A 20,044-nucleotide genomic window follows, 5' to 3' on the forward strand; every position below is an offset into this window, starting at 1 on the left:
AAACATTCCGCCATGCATCTACAAAGAAATTATTTATTTATCCTCTTCATTATGGTAAGTTTCATTTCTTGTAAAAAAACAGAAAAGGATACACTTGTTCAGTCTGATAAGATGAAATCCTTTTTAAGGACAGATGGCCAAAATATCCTTGATGAAAATGGTAATACCATCATTTTAAAAGGAACCAATTTAGGGAATTGGTTAGTCCCTGAAGGATATATGTTCAAAATGGAGCAGGTAAATTCTCCCCGAAAAATTGATGAATTGTTATATGAGTTGGTGGGTCCTGATAGTCTACGAGTATTTTGGGAAGGTTTTTTGGACCATTACATCACCCATGAAGACATCAAATATTTGAAAAGAATTGGCTGCAATCATATACGCCTGCCATTTCATTATAAACTGTTCACCGATGAACTTTACATGGGTAAAAAAAATGCTGGCTTTAAATATTTTGACAGGATCATTGATTGGTGTAAGCAGGAAAACTTGTACGTCTTATTGGATATGCATTGCGCCCCTGGCGGCCAAACGGGAGACAACATCGATGATAGTTATGGCTATCCCTATCTTTTTAAAAGCCAATCATCTCAAGACCTTATGACCGAAATCTGGGTTAAAATAGCCCAGAAATATGCTGATGAACCCATCGTACTGGGTTATGATCTCATGAATGAACCCATTGCTCATTACTTTGAAAACGAACTGGATACTTTGAATCGTTCGTTGTTTGAGTTGTACAAAAGAATTACTAAGGAAGTTCGACGGGTTGACCAAAACCATATGATCTTTTTAAATGGTTCGGTTTGGAGTACGAATTTTAATGTTTTTGAAACAATATTTGATGAGAATATCGTTTATGAATTTCACAAATACTGGTTCGATGTAAATCAAGAAGCTATTCAAACTTACATAGATTTTGGTCTGAAAAACAAAGTCCCTATTTACATCGGAGAAACAGGTGAGAATTCGGATGATTGGGTGCATGATTTCAGAACCTTACTTGATAAGAATAACATTGGTTGGTGCTTCTGGCCCTATAAAAAAATGAACAATCTAAGTGGTATCATGAATTTTCCAGAACCGAAAGATTACCATTTTATCTCAGATTTTGCCAAAAGCAATCGTTCAAGTTATGCTGAAATAAGGAAAAACAAACCAGATTCAGACAAGGTCCAGTTGGCTCTGAATGAATTTCTGGAAAATTGTAAATACGAAAACTGTTTTGTTAATACAGGTTATACAAAAGCACTGAATTTTAAAATTGAGCCATCAGAAAAATAGTTCCAAAATTAGGAAGTCCTATGGTGTAAAAAGTAGATCTGAACCGTTTTATTAACTTAAAACTTGTATGCTAAAAAAAGGCACAACATATTTACAACTGAAGTACGAATCATTGAAAGAATATTCAACCCTAACAAAAAATATATGTCCAAATTTACCTATACCTTTTTTGATCTAATCAAAATCAAACTAATCTATTTTTTATTTGGCTTTCTCCTTATCTCCTGCGGGGATGACGGTAATTCAAATGATCCGGAAGCTAATGGTACCACCATCACCTCCTTTACATTTTTGCCTTCTGAAAACCCCAGTATTGGAACCAGTGAAGGCATGGAAATTGAAGATGACAAAATCATTGGAACACTTCCTGTATATGCAGATATGGAAAATCTAGTAGCCAGATTTGAGCATACAGGTGCTGAGGTAATTGTGAATAATTTTCCTCAGCAGAGTGGAAAAACTGCCAATGATTTTACTAAAACACTCAACTACACCGTAAAATCTAAAAATGGAGAAACTAGGGTTTACGAAGTAAATTTAGATAGATTTACAGGTTTACCTATCGTTTATATCAACACCCTTGGAAGTCAGGCCATAGATTCTAAAGATGACTATCGTGAGGGAAGTATACAAATTGATGGCAACAAGAATTTTGCGAATTTAGGGAATAGTGAAATGAAAATTAGGGGAAGGGGTAATTCTACCTGGTGGGTTCATCCTAAAAAGCCCTATCAACTCAATTTTTCAGATAAAACTGAAATGCTGGGTATGCCCAAGGACAAAAAATGGATCTTTTTAGCTGAGTATTCGGATAAAACTTTGCTGCGCAATCGAATTGCTTTTGAATTGGGTCATATGAGCAAATTAGATTGGACACCTCAATCTGCGTTTGCGGAAGTGATGGTAAATAATGAATATATGGGCACCTACCACATTAGCCAGAAAGTCGAAGAAGGTGATTTTCGTGTCGCGTTAGGAGATGATGGCTACTTATTAGAAATTGATCAATTGGACAGATTAGATCCCGATGATGTTTATTTTAGAACGAACTCTTTCTTAATCAATATTAAAGAACCTTCTTTAGACTATGAAAGTACGGCATATACCTACATTAAAGATTATATCAATGACTTCGAAAATACGCTTTTTAGTAATAATTTTAAAGACCCGATTCACGGTTATCAAAAATATGTAAACCTGGATAGTTTTATAGATTGGTATTTGATCAGTGAGATAAGTAAAAATCAGGATTCTAAAGACTTTTCGAGTATTTTTCTCAATGTTATGCCTGGCGAAAAGATAAAAATGGGTCCTCTTTGGGATTTTGATCTCGCATTTGGAAATGTAGATTATTCAGATGCAACAAAACCCACCGGATTTTGGGTAAAAGATCATAAATGGTACAGCAGACTGTTTGAAGATCCTGCTTTTGTTGAGTTGGTTAAGGAGCGTTTCAAATATTTTAGGCAAAATGAAAGCCTAATCCTTCAAAAAATTGATGACCAAGCGAATTATCTTAAATGGGCTCAAGAAGAAAATGATAAAAAATGGAATCTTTTCGGAAATTATGTTTGGCCAAACCCGGTTGTTTTTGATACTTATCAAGAAGAGGTGGATCATCTAAAATCTTGGTATAAAGAGAGAATGAATTGGTTGGAAGGAGCCTTTAATTCGCTCTAGTTGAATCGATAAAATGTAAATTAATCCCAAACGAAACGCCAGTCGCCGTTATTCTGTTTTTTCCAAACAGTATGAAAAAATCCTTCATCGGTAATAACTACTCCCAGAGAATCGGTAGATCGGAAGACATACTTTCCGTAGGTATAGCCTAAATCACCTGAATTGGACACCTCTACAAAATCCGGTTTCCAAGTAAGGCTAACTTTTTTATCCGAATTGCTATTTTCTTCAAAATAGGATTGTAGTGATTTTTTTCCTTTGATCATTTTTTTTCCCCTCATCAAGACAGCGTCTTCGGCCGCATAAAAAAGAAAAGCTTTTTTAATCCCCTCCTTTTGCGCCATTTCAGCAAATTCCCCCTCAACTTTTAGAATTTCGTTCTTAGAATTCTCCACAATATTATCTCCTATTTGCTTTTTACAAGAAATTAAAAGTGTCAATAAAACGAGCGTTACATACGGAATTTTCATTTATAATTCATTTGTTTGTTTCAATTGGTCTGTACCCTATTTTTAATCAAACACAAAATTATACGATTTTCAAAGTGGGCAAATAATTTGCTCAAAGGATCAATCCATTTTAAGACTGTGTTTCGCATATCGATAACCTATAGCGTCAAACCTTTGTGTCATGGTTTGCAATCGCATTTGAAAATCATCCCAATCTCGTCTTTCCTTATTGGACCAAAGTACCTCAGAGAGGGCAGTCATTCTTGGTAAAACCATGTATTCAACATGTTCAAAAGTGGGCATATACTCTGTCCAAACATTCCCTTGGGCACCAAGAATGTATTTTTTTTCTGTTTCAGACAAAATTTCAGGTGTTGGTTCATAGTAATACACCTTCTCAACTGTAGTCACTCTACTACTTCCCGTGAGCGGTTCATTCTTTTGTTCCTCCCCGTCAATTTGGTAATAGTCAAAATAACAATGTGTACCAGGTGTCATAATCACTTTATGATGTTGTTTTGCAGCTTCAATACCGCCTTCTTCTCCCCTCCAGGACATCACGACCGCATTAGGTGCAAGACCACCTTCAAGAATTTCATCCCATCCAATAATTTCTCTATCAAAAGAATTCAGGAATGATTCAATTCGCCTGATAAAATAACTTTGCAATCCCTTTTCATCTCCCAAATTTTCTCTTTTTATTAGCTCTTGGGCATAAGGGCTTTCTTCCCATTCCTTTTTAAGGACTTCATCACCGCCAATATGTATGTATTTGCTCGGGAAAAGCTCCATTACCTCTGTCAATATTTCTTCTAAAAAAGTAAATGTTTCTTCTTTGGGTGAATAGATTTCAGTAAAAATCCCCCACCTTTTCGCAACTTCATATGGACCTTGGTTATTTCCAAACTCCGGATAGGCCGCAAGTGCCGCAGAAGAATGCCCAGGCAATTCTATTTCTGGAATTACTACAATGTGTCGTTTAGCTGCATAATCTAAGACTTCCCGAATTTGCTCCTGGGTATAATAACCCCCATAACGAATCGTATCATAGGTATAAGGCGCATTTTTGGTGCCAGCCAAACCAATGGCTGTTCCATCTCTGTAAGCTCCTATACTTGTTAATTTTGGATATTTTTTAATTTCGATCCGCCATCCTTGATCCTCGGTGAGATGCCAATGAAACGTATTCATTTTGTGCATTGCGATTAGGTCTAAATACCTTTTAATGTAGGATGAATCAAAAAAATGTCGACCGACATCCAGATGCATTCCTCTGTAAGCGTATCTGGGCCCATCTTCGATCTCCACCGCAGGGATAGTAATCGCCAAGTGGTCTTTTGATTTACTTTCTATCTCAGGAGGTAGTAGTTGTCTTAAACTTTGGATACCGTAGAAAATACCGGCAGGTGAATTGGCTGAAATAATTATACTTTGTTGGCTAATCGACAATTTATAGTCTTCCTTATTCAAGATTTCCGGAACCAAACGAAGCGTAATATTTCCTTTCAAAGTGTATTCTTCAGCGATATTTACAGAAATATCTGCCACCTGATTCAACATATCCCGCAAGTAATTCGCTTCGTTTATCAATTCTGAAGAGGCATTTAGCTGTGTTGCCGACAACAAAACGAAACGACCCTTCTTTATTTCGAGTATTTTCGGTTTTGGAATAATTGGATAATCCGCCAGAGAATTGATGGTTTCTATGTGCGAATTCCGACATGATATCATCAAAAGCCCCGTAATTATTAAAATAATAAACCTCATCATCTATCTTTTTGTCTCAATTTATTTTACCCATGACTTTACGAATATCGACTATATAAGGTTCACAGATTTTTTTTGATCAAAATCACCCTAAAGTTCTAATACTTTAAAGGAATCTCGTGTTCTCTTTAACGTATTCCTTACCACTAAAACGTCAATTAGTTTTTCGGTATCAAAATTACCTGGTCAACCACAAACTTTCTAGAAGCTTCCCCATCTACTAATTTATATTGGATCTGTCTAATATTTCCGGTGGGAGAAGCATTGGAATCACCTTCTTCGTATATGGGAAATCTCCTGAGCAATGTTGTTTCGGCAATCGCAAATTCGTCGTGGCCCATATATCCTTTTGCGGCTTCACTGTCAGGTTCAATTTCCGGAAAAGAAATCTGGCTTATAGATTTTCCTCCGTTTACACTGTATGCGATCACATTTCCATAACTACCGCTACCTGCAGAAGTGGTGTAGATCAATATTTCAGGATATCCATCCGAATTGAGGTCCTCAATTTCTGCATTCATCACGGCTCCATCTGTTTCCATTTCCACTTTTGACGCATCCATACTCAAACCTTCTGGTGCGATGGTTAATTTTCTGATGGATCCTTCTCCCTCAGTTTTAATCTGAAAAGTAATCCCTTGTAAGCTCAATGTCTTTTGAAAACTTGGAAGTTTATTCGTGCGATTTCCGTCAATTTCTTGAACTTCCTCAACTGGAAGCTCATTTACTTCTGTTTTTGATTCAACTTTTTGTTTACATGACCAACCCATTACTAGGATTAATAAAAGCAAAGAAAATTTAATACATGTTTTCATATTAAGAAAATTGTTATTACGAAGATATGTCATTCCTCTTTTCGAACAAAAACAATTTCTTATCATCTCCCTCAAGTGTAATTTCACCTGCAAAGATTAGTCCCAGTTTTTTAAGTAGAGACTGGGAAACAACATTTCTCTTATCTGTTATTGCCACTACTTTTTTAAGTCCGAATCTGTCAAACGCCAATGCAAGTATTTTCTGAGATGCCTCAAAACCATATCCTTGTCCTTCATATTGGGGTAAAAATGCAAAACCAATATCCACCCCTTCCAATCCTTCACGGTCATATAAACCGCAAGATCCCATTTTTACCCCATCAGATTTTCTTATGACCGTATAGTTCGAGAAACCCAATCGTTTATGCTGTACCCAAATCTTATTTTCAATATAGGCTTCAGCAGCTTCTTTAGACTTTACATTTCTGTCGCCAATGAACTTCATCCACTTGGGGGTGTTCATCAATTCCAAGATAAAGTCCGCATCTTCTTTATTAGTGGGTCTCAAATACAATCTTTCGGTTTCAAAATTTTCCATTTCAGAATTCATGTAATTACATTTTTTTTAAATATAAGTGGAATTTAGTTAAATCCTCTTCTGAACAAAAATGAATCGCAATGAATTGACCTCAAATTACTTAGATTTTACAATTTGCAAAAACATATTATAAATTTCGTAACTTTAAAAGGAATCTAACCCCTAATCTATTCTTATTATGAAAAAATTGTTTTTAATTTTAGTCGTCATGCTCATGTCTATAGCGACTTACGGACAAATTAGTTATTTACAATACAGACATGTTCCAGCAGATCAGGAAGAAAAATTCTTGGAAAGGGAAACAAAGCATTGGTCTAAAGTTGCCCAGGCAGCTGTTAAAAAAGGGCAAATGCAATCTTGGTCTTTATGGCGTAAAGTAGGTATTACTAATGCTGACACTTCCACACCTAATTATGTATTTGTGAACACCTATGAAAGTATTGATAAAATGGATCCTGAAAAAGCATGGAATGACAATTTAGACGCCCTTGGCAACATAAAACCCGAAAGCATTGAAACCAGCTCATTTACCACAACAACCTTTGATTATTACATACAATCTGAAGATCATGTACCCGGAGAATATAAATATGCTCTTGTAAACTATGGAAAACCAACAGACAGGAATGCTTTTATACAAGAAAACAGGTCTCTTTGGAAACCTTTACATGAAGCGAGTATTAAAAATATTTTAAATGGGATGACTTATTGGGGCATGTCATCTGTCATTTATCCGGCAGGAAATCAAGATAGATTTTCAGTATTTACTGTAGATGGATTCAATAAACTTTCTGATGCTTTGAATTATTTACGCTTTACAGAAACTTCTGATAATTCTCCAAACGCAGCAGCATGGAATGATGTACTCGATAAAACAAAAATGGATGATTTAATGCCCAATGGTTTTGAAAGGAGAATTATTTATGAAAGAGTGATGACCATAAAATAATAGGAAACAGCGATGGCTGATAAGGGAATAAGCTAGTAAACTTTAAGTAAATTTGAAAAAAATTTACATGGAACAGCTAACACTTACAACTCCTGCTCTACTCTTCTCAGCCATTTCATTAATCATGCTGGCCTATACGAACCGATTTTTGGCCTATGCCGCAGTCGTCAGGAATTTGAAAGACCAGTATATAGAGAAAGAGGACGAAAAGCTTATACGCCAGATAAAAAATTTGCGCAAAAGACTTTACTTAACAAGGTCTATGCAAATTTTTGGTATCTCGAGTTTGTTGTTATGTGTACTCACCATGTTTCTGATCTATATTGAGCAGCACCTGATTGCCGTTTGGGTTTTTGGGTTTGCCTTAATTCTACTAATCCTATCGCTGGCCCTCTTAATTCGTGAAATTCAAATCTCGGTAGAGGCCCTAGAGTTCCACCTCGGAGATCTTGAATCCCGTTCAAAAAAGACGTAAATAAATAACAATCTTTAGGAAGGCTGCAGATTATATTTAATCAAGGCTTTGTGGGACTTTTTTTAATGCGATCAGGCCAAATATGGGTCCGATTGCCAAGATCATAAAAATATCATTGATATCTAAAAATTCTCTGAGCACATTTATCAATTGGATACTTATGATTGTGATTGCAAAACCGATACAATTGACAATGGTAAGCGCTGTTCCTTTCATTTCAGGAGATGTATTTTGTGCAACAAGGGTAGAAAAGAGGGGTGAATCTGCTATAACAACCATCCCCCATAAAATTAAAAATCCAACAAAAATGTTTTCCCTTTCCAAGGTGAATATCCAGGGGGAAACAAGGCAACAGATACAGGAGGCAAAAAGTGCAAAAAAGGCAATCCTTCTAGTTCCGAACTTTTGAGCGAGATAAGCCCCTAGCACACATGATAAGCCACCTATACCAATCACCAAAAAAGACAAAAAAGGAATATTAAAGGAATTTTCCGGATGGCTTAGGGCATAGGTTTTAATCATAATAGGAACAAAAGCCCAAAAAGCATATAGTTCCCACATATGACCAAAATAACCAAAAGCCGCTGAACGAAATTCACTATTTTCAAAGACTTTATAAAATGCCCCTAGATCTATTTTTTGACCAGGTTTTCTGAATGGTCCATCGGGTACTAAAAAAACCATCAGAACACCTCCTAGAACCGCAAGAGCAGAAGTATTAATCAAAACAAATTTCCACGACAAAAGGTTAGATAAGTTCTTTAACAAATGAGGAAATGAAGTACCAATGACTAAGGCTCCCACAATAAAACCCAAAGATTTTCCCAACCCTTTTTCAAAATAATCTGCTGCAATTTTCATCCCCACCGGGTATATGCCTGCAAGAAAAAAACCAGTAAAAAACCTTAAAACAAGAATGCTCAAGAAACCATTCCCCTTCCAAATTATTCCTAAATTGAATATTGCCCCAATCAAAGCACATACAAAAAATACTTTCGACGGAGGAAATCTGTCTGCAATTGTTAAAATAGCAAAAATCAAGGTGCCTGCGATAAATCCCAATTGCACAGCTGAAGTTAAGTGTCCTAATGCGCTTTCCTGAAGGTTGAAATTCACCACTAAATCATTCATTACACCATTACCGGCAAACCACAGTGAAACACAACAAAATTGAGCGAAAACAATAATGGCTAATATGTGTCTCGGCGATTTCATCTTATATTTTTTTTACTGTGAGATCAAGACTTGACTTACCAAATAAAAATATTGAATCTGTCAAAAGCGAAAGATCGAAAGAGAGGATCATATACTTTTCAGTTAGTTTGAGTCCTATCTTACAAGAAAGAGGAAATTAATCTGGCTGTAGCGAATTTTAAGAATGTCCAATTACTCTGCTTCATCCAATCTGCATAATTAAGTAATTCACTGTTTTCTAAATCCGACAAGAAGTTTCTTTCCATTTCTGCAGCAAACTTATTACCATATATGACAGACATGATCTCAAAATTCAAATCAAAACTCCGTAAATCCATATTGGCCGTTCCTACTACACTCACATAACTATCGGCAACAAGTGTTTTTGCATGAATAAACCCTTTTTCGTACAGATAAATTTTAACCCCAACTTCTAGAAGTTCTTTAAAATAAAAATTTGTAGTTGCTCCAACCAACGCAGAATCAGATTTCTTAGGCACTAAAATCCGGACATCAACACCCGTAATCGCTGCTTGTTTCAAGGCATTTAAAATACTTGAATTAGGCACGAAATAAGGATTAGTTATGTACAATTTTTGAGTGGCGAGCGTGAAGATCTTAAAATAGGTGAGCATGATATTGGATATGTTATCCAAAGGACCTCCGGCAACAATCTGAGCTAATTCTTTTTCTTTATTGATGTTTGTTTCAGGAAAATTAGGAAATAATTCCTTTTTAAATGTCAGGTTTTTAGTTTGGTCAGCCGCATTCCAACAAATAATAAAATGCCTTTGTAAATTATTTACAGACTCTCCCATTATTTTTACGTGTGTATCTCTCCAATACAAACCGGTATCAATAGAATTATCATATCGATCTGAGACGTTTATTCCACCTACAAAACCTACCACGCCATCTATGATGATTATTTTTCTGTGATCTCTGTGGTTGGTTCTACTCGCCAATCGCGTAAAAATAATCTTGATAAAAGGATGTACTTCAGCTCCACCTTCGTTCAATTCCTTTACAATATTTTTCTCTATGCCTCGACTTGCAAAAGCATCTACCAACACCCTAACTTTCACCCCTTCTTTGGCCTTTTTAAGAAGTACCTCTTTGATCTGGTTTCCTCTCACATCATTTTCCCAGGCATAATATTCTATGTGAATGAAGGATTTTGCCTTTTCTAACTCTTTTAAGACTTCTGGAAATTTATTTTCGCCATTTTCAAGCAAATGGTAATCGTTGAAATTTAGGTTTTCATGACTGTGCTTGTAAATAAATTTTACCAAGTCTTTATACTGCATCAAATCATTTTCATATTCTTTCAATAAAGCAGAAGTATTATCCTTGTTCTCTTTATTAAATGCTCTTGTTAGTGCGACTGCTTCCTTATAACGATGAGCTGTAATTTTTACATGCCTGTAATCACCTCCAAAAGCATAAAAGAAGAGAACCCCCAATACCGGAAAAAGGGCGACTAAAAGAATATACGCTAAGGTTTTGGGTGTAGAGTTTGTGTCCAACAAAATTCTAACTATAGTAAATACCAATACGAATCCGTAAAGGATTAAAACAATTATTACGGCTGATGAATTGACATTAAAATCGAAAAATCGCATGAGAGCAGTTTATGGTATTTTTATTAATCGGTTAACAAATAATAGAAAATTAGTGATTAAATTTTACTTTAAAATGATCTTTCTTCATTATAAAAATACAACATAATTATTTGAAACATCTATTTTGAAATGATTCTCGTTTCGTATATATATGATTTATTGGTAATGCTTACTGCCACTGAGAAACTTTAAAAGAGAAATAAGCGATACCAATGTCCAGGCACCTTCAAGAATTATAAACGGAACGTAATGTATGAGAATAGAGGCTAAACAAGCCATCCCGGCACCAATTGTATTGAGTAGAATAAACGATAAGTCTTTATGGGTGACCTTACCTGTTACATTCAAAAAGTACGCAAGTAATATTTGAAAAACTCCTATAAAACCAATCCAGTCTGTGTTAGTCATTTGATATTTTTTGTTTCCATTCGTTTTGTGTTATTTGATAACAAATACAATTTTCGTAATCGGGGTGCTCACTTAATTTCGGATGTTTGAAGGAACCGACTTTACGCATGCCGATTTTATTCATTACCCTTTCTGACCTTGTATTTATTTCGGTGCAAGTTGAAATAATTCTTTTCAATTTCAATTCCTCAAAACCAAATTTTAAACATCGCTCTGCGCCTTCCGTTGCAAAACCTTTTCCCCAAGCAGAATTTTTTAATCGCCAACCCACATCTACGGCAGGTGTATATTTTGTAGGATAATCCTGGTAAGCCAATCCGATAAACCCTATAAATTCGCCTGTTTCTATTAACTCAGCCGCGAAATAATTATGACCGTGTTCGATGTAATGATCCTGCAGTCGTTTGATAAAATCTTTGGTTTCAGAAAGAGTTAATATGTTAGGGAAATGCTCCATTACTTGGGCATCTGCATTCATCATTGCAAATTCGGACAGATCTTCTTTTATCCAATTGCGGAATCCAATCCGTTCAGATGTGAAAATATATCTCTCCATAACAAATAAACACAATATTTTTTATAAAATTTAAATCACATAAAACCTCAAGCCGCTATGTTTTTTTTCAATTTAGCTGTTTGAAGTAAAATGAAACCACTTATAAAAAAGACCGACATAAAAATCATACTGTTACGCATACTTCCGGTCACCTGGTCTATATAACCATAAGCCATTGAACCTATCACGATAGCGATCTTTTCTGTGATGTCATAAAAACTAAAAAAGGAGGCTGTGTCTTGTGTCTCCGAGGGGATCAATTTTGAATAAGTAGATCTCGAAAGCGACTGAACGCCACCCATTACAAATCCCAGAGAACCTGCCAAGCTGTAAAAAGTTACTTTTTGCTGTAAAAAATATCCCGAAACACAGATCGTGATCCAAATGATCAAAGTGCAACTAATGGCAAATCCATTCCCCTTTTTTTCGGACAACCACGCAAAGAAATAAGCGCCGATTACAGCCACAATCTGTAGAATCAAGACAATATAGATCATTTCATCGGCGCCCATCCCTATCTCTTTATCAGCAAAGAGCGGAGCCAATAACATAACGGTTTGCACGCCCATACTGTAAAGAAAAAAGGACGATAAAAACCTCAACATTACTTCTTTTTGCCTGATGACCTTGAACACCTGCATTAACTGTTTTCTTCCCTGACTTAAAACTTGAAAACTGAAACGATTCCCAGTACTTCGGTCTTTTAAAAAGTAGAAAGAGATTTGTGCAAAACCCATCCACCAAATACCCACTAAAATAAATCCAAAACGCGTTGCCGATCCGCCATTTTCAAAACCAAGGAATTCATAGTTTTGATATAGAAGCAGATTAATTATAAGCAGTATAATGCTACCGATATATCCCATGGCAAACCCTCTGGCACTTACACTGTCCATTTTATCCTGCGTGGCCACTTCGGGTAAAAAGCCATTATAGAACACCAAAGAACCTGCATACCCTATACTTGCCAAAACAGAACAGGCGATCCCATATTCGATATTTTCACCTGTAAAGAAAAATAATCCGATACAGGCCAATGATCCTAAGTAAGTAAAGAATTGCATAAAGCGTTTCTTCAATCCGCCGTAATCGGCAATACCCGAAAGTACCGGAGAAAGAAAAACGATAACCAAAAAAGAAAAGGAAATAGCATATGAAAAAAGTACAGAGTTCTTCATTGACAGCCCAAAGAATTTGACCATTTCCCCACCAAAAGCAGTTTCAGTTGTACTGATATAATAAATAGGAAAAATAGCAGTGGTAACAATTAAATTGTAGACAGAATTAGACCAATCAAAAGAGGCCCAGGCATTCATCAGACGTTTGTTGTTTTTTTCGAGCACAGTTTTATCCGGAATTTACCTTGCACAATAAATTGCTATAGGTTTTATCAAATATACCTATTATCTGAAAATTATGGATGTGGGGGTTGCAATGCGATGAGGCAACCGATTAAAAAGCCTCCATTACCCCAAAATACAAGCCCTGATTACCATCTACGCCCAATGCGTAATCTAAGCGAATATTGATTCTTTTCTCTTTTGAGACCATATAGCGTAATCCCAACCCGGCACTTGGTAACCAGGCTCGCTCAAATTCCTCCTCCCCGTTGTTTTCATTACCCCAAATACTTCCCGTTCCACCAAAAAAAGCTGCACCCCATTTTTTATAAAAACGCCAGCGCAATTCTACCTGACTGGCGATCATGTTTCTACCTTTGTACTTTCCTGTTTCATAGCCCCTTAAACTGTTTCTCACTCCATAATTTTGATAGCCGTCAAAGGGCACATCTCCAAAGGCAAATCCACCCGCTAAACTCGCAGCCAAGATCTTATCATCGCTGAGCGAATAAAAATAGGTAAACTCATAATCAGTATCTACATAATCATTATCACTGCCTAACCAATCTGCGTTGAGCTTTGGCCTGATACTAAAACTCAATCCACGAGTTGGATAGTAAGGGTAATCTCGACTGTCAAAGGAAAGATTAAGTCCGATAGACGATACAAAATTATCTTGAATACCGTTTTCTTCAAAAAACGCTTTTGTAAAATCCTTTTCTTCCTGCGTTCCTCTGTTAAACGCATAGCTGGTCTGAGTGCCCAGATAAAGTATTCCCAAATAAAAATCACGCCATACCTTTTTACTGTATTCAGCGGTCATAAAGGTTCTCATCTCAGTATAAACCAATCTAAAATCGCCGTCATAATCCTCGTATTTAAAATCATTGTTGACCCTTAAATTACCTACTCCAAAAGCTGCTCTATTTCTATCTTCTCCCCAGAAAATTCTGGCAAAAGGGGTAATCATATAACTGTCATTGGTAGAATAAATACCGTAAAGTGAAACCAAGGAAGGTGGTGATTTCTGATCTTGCTGGTTTATTTTAAAAAAGAATAAGCCAAGTCCACCAAATCCGGTTTGCATAACCGGGTCATTGGTGATGAGGGGTACAGCTAAAAAAGTCTTAGTATCCTTATTAAAAATAGTGTCTAAAACCTGCTCTTCCTGTCCGGATAAGATTCCAATCCAGAAGTATATGAGCATGTGGAACCATTTTTTTATGCTATTTTCCATTTTGCACTATTAAGAAATCATATTGATTTGGAATCATGTTTTAATCTTCAAAGTCATTCCTAATTTCTAACGACCATCCAACTAAAAAGACCAAATCTAAATTAAAAATTAGAACCAGCCCTAAGAACAAATCCAGAAGTGGTCATATCATATAAAACCTGATTTTTGCCAATTTTTCCATTTTGGTTCTATTTTTTTCGAAATTAGCTACTTCTGAGGCACAATTCCCGGTGGTACCCAAGAACCGTCAATCACTTTTGTCATAGGAGCGTATAAACGCAGTGCTATTTTGAATGGTCCAGATTTTGGAGCAGGAAGCCAATTGCTTTCTTTATCTGCTCCTGGTGATTCGGGCTGGATGTAAATGGTAAGCGACCCATCTGAATTAGGCTTCATGTTGCTTCGATCACCCACTGCATATCTATTCAATGGATTATCGACCAAATACCCTTCCAAATCATACATGGTTAAAGACCAGAATGCAGCGGCGGGAGGCCATTCACCTTTCTCAAAAGTGAGTGTGTAATTGTGCTCGCTGCTGAGCTGTTTTCCGTTGATATCGTTCAGCGCGAGCGGATAGAAGGCATCCTCGATAACGTTTCCACCGATACCGACGAAAGTCCATGCAGCACGATACGCATATTTCGTTCCATAGCGCCCCATGTCATAGGTTAGCCCCCAGTTATTGACCATCTTGCCAAGATTTTTCATCTCTGCTCCCATAGACGCTTTTCCCTGCGCTACTCCCTCCTCGAGAGCCTCGACTAAATCGTCAGCGAGTCCTTCTATGGAAAATGGCATACCTGGAGCGATACCCAGTTTACGAATCTTTTCAAGCATCGGATTATCCTCTACATAGGCCGGGTTTGTCACCAAGAGTCGATTGAGATTGCTGAAAAATTGTTCAGCACTAAGCGCCATCAATTGCTCGTTGACTAATGTCTTGCCATCAGCTCCATCTTTCAATGGAACTTCAGGGGATGTGTAGGACTTACCCCAAGCAGATAATGGTATGAGTATATACTCATCCTGAACCCGGTTGACAGTTACATAGTCTTCGTCTCCCGAACAGTAGGTGCGACCTCCGATGCCGCCGAGGTTTGTAGGCGAGCGCAGTAGCTCCATTCCCTCAGGAACTGTACCTTTCCAGTCTGGCCCCGCGATGAGAAAGACGTGTGGGTCATCACCACTGTGCGTTCTGGAACCAGGCGCTGCTGGTACGCCATTCCATGCGTCGACGATCTGCATCATCCAATAGCGATCCCCCATGGCCGGCACGGCAAGCACGAGCGGCTCGTCCTTGATGTCGATCCAGGCAAGTGAGTAGAGGTTGTCTACGTTAAAACCAACAATAGAGCGGTTCGAAGCATCGACGAACTTTCGATAGTGGACAAATTGGTTAATCGGTGACCGGGTTTCCTCTGGCTGGGTCACATGGGTGCTGTAATCGATCTGTTTCTCGAACATGACCAAAGGCATTCCAAATAACCAGGCTTCTTTAGCAAGATTTTTTGTCTCTTCTGGTGTTAGATTTTGTACGCCTGTTTTTGTGCCTGTAGTGCATGCTGTAACGAGCACTACAACCGCAAATAGGATGATTTTTATACGTAAGGTGATCTTCGCTAATTTCTTCATTTTTTGTTTTTTATTAAATCAATTTAATCTACCCGCACTACCCCAGGAATATTATAGCTTCCGTCAATTAGTGGTGTATAAGCGCCATAAAATCGGGCGGCAAACTGAAAGCCTTCGTCAGGAGCCGGCAACCAATTTTTCTTCTTATTTGGATCAATGGGTTCATCCTTCTGAACATAGATAATTAGTTTGCCATCTGCCGTATGAAGTTGTCCACGCTCAAGCATATAACTGTTCAGTGAATAGCGATCCAGTGGGTTGTCAACAAAGTAACCTGCGTTGTCATACAGGGGCATTTCCCAGAACTCGGTAACTGGTGGCATATCGTCCAGATCAAAGGTAATGGTATAGTTATGCTCTCCTGTTAATGGCCTTCCTTCAGAATCTTTCATACAAAGTGAACCCGTATGGGATCGAGATGGTACCGGCGCCAAAACGGCGATCAACCCATAGCGCGCCCGGCTTAACCAATCGGTATCCTTGTAATCCAAATCACTGGTGAAATCCCAACCGTTCTTGTTAAATCCAACTCCTTTTTCAGATAAGGCCTGAATATCATTTTTGGCTTCTTCAATACCTTCCTCAATGGCGGTTACTATTTCGGGCGTAAATTGGTCGGGGTCAAAGGCAACTCCCTCTTTTAAACCCAAGCGTTCGAAACGCTTAAATGCTTCTATCTCCTTATGTCCGTCTGTTTGTTTGCTGAAACTAGGATCGTTCAGAACGAGTCCTACCCATCTAAGAAATTCTACTCCACCCAATTTTCCGGGTTCTTTTACTGTTTCCATGCCAGGATAGGTAGGGTAATCAGCGATGGTGCCTGGAACATCTTCTGCACGAACTAATTTCCGTCCGGCTGCATTCCATTGGCTGAGCGTCATAGCTGTGATGCCATCCTGGATGCCGTTGACAATCTTCAACTCTGCGTCTGTATTATCTGTAAGTGCGACACGCGCCAATACACCAACAAAATTTGATTTTGACTGGACAACATCGGCTCCGGCAAAACCTTCCGGTAATGAACCATTCCAATCAGGGCCAAGAATTAAACGCTGAACTTTACCCGGTGCATTAAACTGGCTACCAATCATGTGTCCCCAACGTGCATAATTATCAAAGAGCTGTACGCTCCAATAATGATCTTTAATATCAGGAACTATAATGACCATCGGTTCCTTTGAAACATCAAACATTCCGGTGCCATAAAGCGTAGTGGCATTGGGTGTAGTGGCCACCTTTGGCATGGCCTTCATAGGTTTCCTAAACCATGCAATCCGGTTTAAACCAACTTTAATGGGGCTCAAATCATTCTGGGTATAATTGTAGCGCAGGTGATAAATAGCCACAGGGTGCATGCCCCATAAAAAAACTTCCTTGGCAATGCTCTTTGCTTCTTCAGGTGATAGTTGTCCTTGTATTTCTCCATTAGGAGCAGGATTGCAAGCGACAATGAGCAAAACAGCTGCAACTAAAATGGCTTGAATACTCAATGTGAAATTTTTTAAATTAAAACGTAGCTTAAATTGGTTTTTCATGATTCTACTGTTTGGTATAACTTTCTATACGTCTGTATATTTGATATAAAATTTTTCGCTCTTTACGATAAATCTAAATCCAAACTGATTTACTTATTAAATCAAAATAGGAAGGGTTTGTTTAGGATCAAAATGCAACAATTTCATAACACGACAGGCATCTCTTATTTGAAATGCCTACCAAAGTTAAGGTCTAAATGCCAATTGTTTTGACAGGGATGTCAAATGAGTTCAAGAGGAAGACTAATGATTTCTTTTCTTGTTTTTATCTGGATATTTTTGATCAAATGAAGCAAGGGCTCCATAATTTCATCTGTAAGTCTTATTAGGTGACTTAGTTCCATATTCTCAAGATCTAGACGGGAATACCAAGTTTCTGTTAACGATTCATGCAAAGAACATGCATCTTCAAAAGTTAGGGGTAAATTATAATGGTTGATGAACATCTGAACAACGAACTCCCGGCCAGAAATTTTGTTACAGTTTTGAAAAACCTCCCTGTATTTTTGAATGTTTTGATGATTAAATAATTGTTTGTGAAATTTAAATCCTAATGAAAAATGGACGATCATTTCGTGCAAATCGGGTATATAATTTTTACAATTCGCCTTTCCATATTCACAAAATACTTTGTGAAGGTCACAATGGTATCGAAGAAGCTCATCAATAAATTCCTCTTGACTTTTAAAATAATAATGAAAGGTTGTTCTGGATACAGCATTATCTTCTGCAATTCTTTTGATACTGAGTTTTTCTGGGCCAAATAAGCCAAAATGCTCATATCCTTTTTCTATCCAAAAATTTAAAGTATCCATGGGTCTGCGATGAACATAAAGATACTCCATTTTTTTCGGACAATGCGTAAATTAAAAGTCTAAACCGAATATTCAATGTTCATTTTTTCTTATCAGGTTTGAAAAAATCAATAGGTTTCAAATCGCACACATCTATCATTTCGATGGGATAATCTAAAGTTACCATATCTTTATCCGCATTATTGGTTCCCATACTGAATTTTACACCGGCGGCTTTTGCCCTTTTGACAAACCTGGCAGAGGGTATCTTATACCGCGCATTGATCTCTATGGCCACTTGATTCTTTGCAGCTGCCTCAATCACCTTATTCATGCGTTCCTCCGTCCACAAAACATCATAATTCACCTGCAGTACATCTGGTAAGAAAGTTGCATTCACATAAATATCAATTGGTTCGTTTTCCATCACATAAACTATCTGTTCCACAAGTTGATCCATAAAGTCGTTTTCAGAATCTATAAAGACTTCCTCAGGCATCCATAGCCTCATTCTTCTTCCTTTATGATCTGTCCAGGTCATGGCATCTGTAAAAACATAGTCAAAGGTAGCAATACTTTCATCCGAAAACATTTTTACCCATTCTCTTCCTTCCGCCTGCATAGCCATATAGACCGGAAAATCCTTGTATTTTTGATAATTTTCTAATAAAGTTGTATCGTCAGTAATCGGAAAACCAATACCTGCATTGAAGGCAACACCATAAGAAATACCAGTTTTCTCTGAATGTTCTAGCAAATCCTCCATAGTGAGTCCTCCTTTTAAATGAGCATGATAATCTACAATGTCGTAACCCAAAGTTTTGAGCTCGGAAATTCTTTTTAAAAGAGCGGTCTGATCACTTAAGTTATCCTGTTCAACCTCACTTTTTTTCTGATTCAACCCGCAACTTGCCAATAATAGCAGCAGGAGAAAGAATAATGGTTTATTTTTCATCGTTTTTCTGTGAATATTAATTGGGGAAAATTCAATTTGATCCTGTTAAAATTTACTACTTATATATTTATTCTTTTGTTTCAGAGGAATTAATAAAGGGAAAACTGACAAAAATTTGCCAAACAGAAGTATTGCTAGAGTAGAGTTCATTGTTTGAAAAGACATCTCCCAGACCAAAATTATATCTTAGTTTAATATCAAGTCCTTTACCTCCCCTCATGGTTGACAGAGCGTAGGACAACTGGAGTGGAATTTGGAAATGATAATCATTCATGATCGGTTTTAAATTCTCCTTTATCTCTACACTTTCTCCTGTACTCAATTTCCCGGTTGTCACTAGTTTTGACGAATTCAGAAAACTAATCTGTGGTCCGGCGGCTATTGAAAACCTCCTCGACATTTGATACTGCAAAAGAACAGGAACATCTATATAGTTGATTTTAATATATGCGTCAGGGTCTTGAATTTCTATCCCCATAAAAACATCATTTAAACCTCTTATCTTTAGTGGTGATACCGGTTTGAATTCGGGTGCCAAGGACCATTTATCGGTGAGCTTAATGTACGTACCCAAACCAAAATAAAAGCCCGCGCCTGAAGATCCCTGGTCAAGACCCGGCAGATCAGAAATAGTAAGTCCGGCATCTAAACTCAGATGAAAATTCTCACTGGCCACTTTATCTCCAAAGATCAAGACCAAGAGACCTGCTTGTGCATTGCATAGGGTTAAGAAAGTAAATTCTAAAAAAACAAATAATCCTAAAAGCTTAAACCATTTCATGACGAAACTGGATGTTGAGGAACGAATTTA

General features: G+C 37.3%; 19 protein-coding genes. 4 read left to right on the forward strand and 15 right to left on the reverse strand.

Going from position 1 to position 20,044, the window contains the following annotated elements; genetic code table 11:
- The first annotated feature begins 12 nt into the window (after nt 1-12).
- Nucleotides 13-1,284 (forward strand): glycoside hydrolase family 5 protein, encoded by a 1,272-nt coding sequence (locus ACFQ39_RS00290; RefSeq protein ID WP_377175266.1) that lies wholly within the window; start codon nt 13-15, stop codon nt 1,282-1,284.
- Between the two features lie 144 nt (nt 1,285-1,428).
- Nucleotides 1,429-2,964, forward strand: coding sequence for a CotH kinase family protein (locus ACFQ39_RS00295; protein ID WP_377175267.1), 1,536 nt, complete (start codon nt 1,429-1,431; stop codon nt 2,962-2,964).
- A 20-nt stretch (nt 2,965-2,984) separates the two neighbouring features.
- On the opposite strand, the gene ACFQ39_RS00300 is transcribed toward ACFQ39_RS00295, so the two are convergent.
- From ACFQ39_RS00300 to ACFQ39_RS00315, 4 genes are all read right to left on the reverse strand, one after another.
- The gene (locus ACFQ39_RS00300; protein ID WP_377175269.1) at nt 2,985-3,434 is read right to left on the reverse strand and encodes a YybH family protein; all 450 of its coding nucleotides are present in this window, start codon (nt 3,432-3,434) and stop codon (nt 2,985-2,987) included.
- A gap of 99 nt (nt 3,435-3,533) precedes the next feature.
- Nucleotides 3,534-5,180, reverse strand: coding sequence for a beta-N-acetylhexosaminidase (locus ACFQ39_RS00305; RefSeq protein WP_377175272.1), 1,647 nt, complete (start codon nt 5,178-5,180; stop codon nt 3,534-3,536).
- 158 nt (nt 5,181-5,338) lie between these two features.
- On the reverse strand, nt 5,339-5,995 hold the full coding sequence (locus tag ACFQ39_RS00310) for a PliI family lysozyme inhibitor of I-type lysozyme (protein WP_377175274.1): 657 nt from the start codon (nt 5,993-5,995) through the stop codon (nt 5,339-5,341).
- 16 nt (nt 5,996-6,011) lie between these two features.
- Nucleotides 6,012-6,545 (reverse strand): GNAT family N-acetyltransferase, encoded by a 534-nt coding sequence (locus ACFQ39_RS00315; protein WP_377175276.1) that lies wholly within the window; start codon nt 6,543-6,545, stop codon nt 6,012-6,014.
- A 166-nt stretch (nt 6,546-6,711) separates the two neighbouring features.
- On the opposite strand from ACFQ39_RS00315, the gene ACFQ39_RS00320 reads away from it, so the two are divergent.
- Entirely contained in the window at nt 6,712-7,482 is a 771-nt protein-coding gene (locus tag ACFQ39_RS00320; protein ID WP_377175279.1) for a hypothetical protein, read from the forward strand.
- Between the two features lie 67 nt (nt 7,483-7,549).
- Nucleotides 7,550-7,957, forward strand: coding sequence for a DUF2721 domain-containing protein (locus ACFQ39_RS00325; protein WP_377175281.1), 408 nt, complete (start codon nt 7,550-7,552; stop codon nt 7,955-7,957).
- 36 nt (nt 7,958-7,993) lie between these two features.
- Here ACFQ39_RS00325 and ACFQ39_RS00330 read toward each other — a convergent pair whose 3' ends face one another.
- From ACFQ39_RS00330 to ACFQ39_RS00380, 11 genes are all read right to left on the reverse strand, one after another.
- Nucleotides 7,994-9,172: an MFS transporter gene (locus ACFQ39_RS00330; RefSeq protein ID WP_377175282.1), complete on the reverse strand. Its 1,179-nt coding sequence runs from the start codon at nt 9,170-9,172 to the stop codon at nt 7,994-7,996.
- A gap of 119 nt (nt 9,173-9,291) precedes the next feature.
- Entirely contained in the window at nt 9,292-10,773 is a 1,482-nt protein-coding gene (gene cls, locus ACFQ39_RS00335; RefSeq protein ID WP_377175284.1) for a cardiolipin synthase, read from the reverse strand.
- 156 nt (nt 10,774-10,929) lie between these two features.
- A complete protein-coding gene (locus ACFQ39_RS00340) occupies nt 10,930-11,181 on the reverse strand; it encodes a CBU_0592 family membrane protein (RefSeq protein ID WP_377175286.1) in 252 nt (83 codons plus the stop codon).
- Nucleotides 11,174-11,737 (reverse strand): GNAT family N-acetyltransferase, encoded by a 564-nt coding sequence (locus tag ACFQ39_RS00345; RefSeq protein WP_377175288.1) that lies wholly within the window; start codon nt 11,735-11,737, stop codon nt 11,174-11,176. Before ACFQ39_RS00345 ends, ACFQ39_RS00340 begins: the two co-directional genes overlap by 8 nt.
- Nucleotides 11,738-11,784: 47 nt before the next feature.
- On the reverse strand, nt 11,785-13,053 hold the full coding sequence (locus ACFQ39_RS00350; protein ID WP_377175290.1) for an MFS transporter: 1,269 nt from the start codon (nt 13,051-13,053) through the stop codon (nt 11,785-11,787).
- A gap of 136 nt (nt 13,054-13,189) precedes the next feature.
- The gene (locus ACFQ39_RS00355; RefSeq protein WP_377175292.1) at nt 13,190-14,284 is read right to left on the reverse strand and encodes a BamA/TamA family outer membrane protein; all 1,095 of its coding nucleotides are present in this window, start codon (nt 14,282-14,284) and stop codon (nt 13,190-13,192) included.
- A gap of 237 nt (nt 14,285-14,521) precedes the next feature.
- Entirely contained in the window at nt 14,522-15,949 is a 1,428-nt protein-coding gene (locus tag ACFQ39_RS00360; protein ID WP_377175295.1) for a DUF1254 domain-containing protein, read from the reverse strand.
- 23 nt (nt 15,950-15,972) lie between these two features.
- Complete coding sequence (locus ACFQ39_RS00365; RefSeq protein WP_377175297.1) at nt 15,973-17,484, reverse strand: DUF1254 domain-containing protein; 1,512 nt, start codon at nt 17,482-17,484, stop codon at nt 15,973-15,975.
- Nucleotides 17,485-17,705: 221 nt separating this feature from the next.
- The gene (locus ACFQ39_RS00370; protein ID WP_377175300.1) at nt 17,706-18,329 is read right to left on the reverse strand and encodes a TetR/AcrR family transcriptional regulator; all 624 of its coding nucleotides are present in this window, start codon (nt 18,327-18,329) and stop codon (nt 17,706-17,708) included.
- Between the two features lie 49 nt (nt 18,330-18,378).
- The gene (locus tag ACFQ39_RS00375; protein ID WP_377175302.1) at nt 18,379-19,233 is read right to left on the reverse strand and encodes a hypothetical protein; all 855 of its coding nucleotides are present in this window, start codon (nt 19,231-19,233) and stop codon (nt 18,379-18,381) included.
- Nucleotides 19,234-19,300: 67 nt separating this feature from the next.
- The gene (locus ACFQ39_RS00380) at nt 19,301-20,014 is read right to left on the reverse strand and encodes a porin family protein (protein ID WP_377175305.1); all 714 of its coding nucleotides are present in this window, start codon (nt 20,012-20,014) and stop codon (nt 19,301-19,303) included.
- Between the last annotated feature and the right edge of the window lie 30 nt (nt 20,015-20,044).

The organism is Namhaeicola litoreus (assembly GCF_042679565.1).
Classification (GTDB): domain Bacteria; phylum Bacteroidota; class Bacteroidia; order Flavobacteriales; family Flavobacteriaceae; genus Namhaeicola; species Namhaeicola litoreus.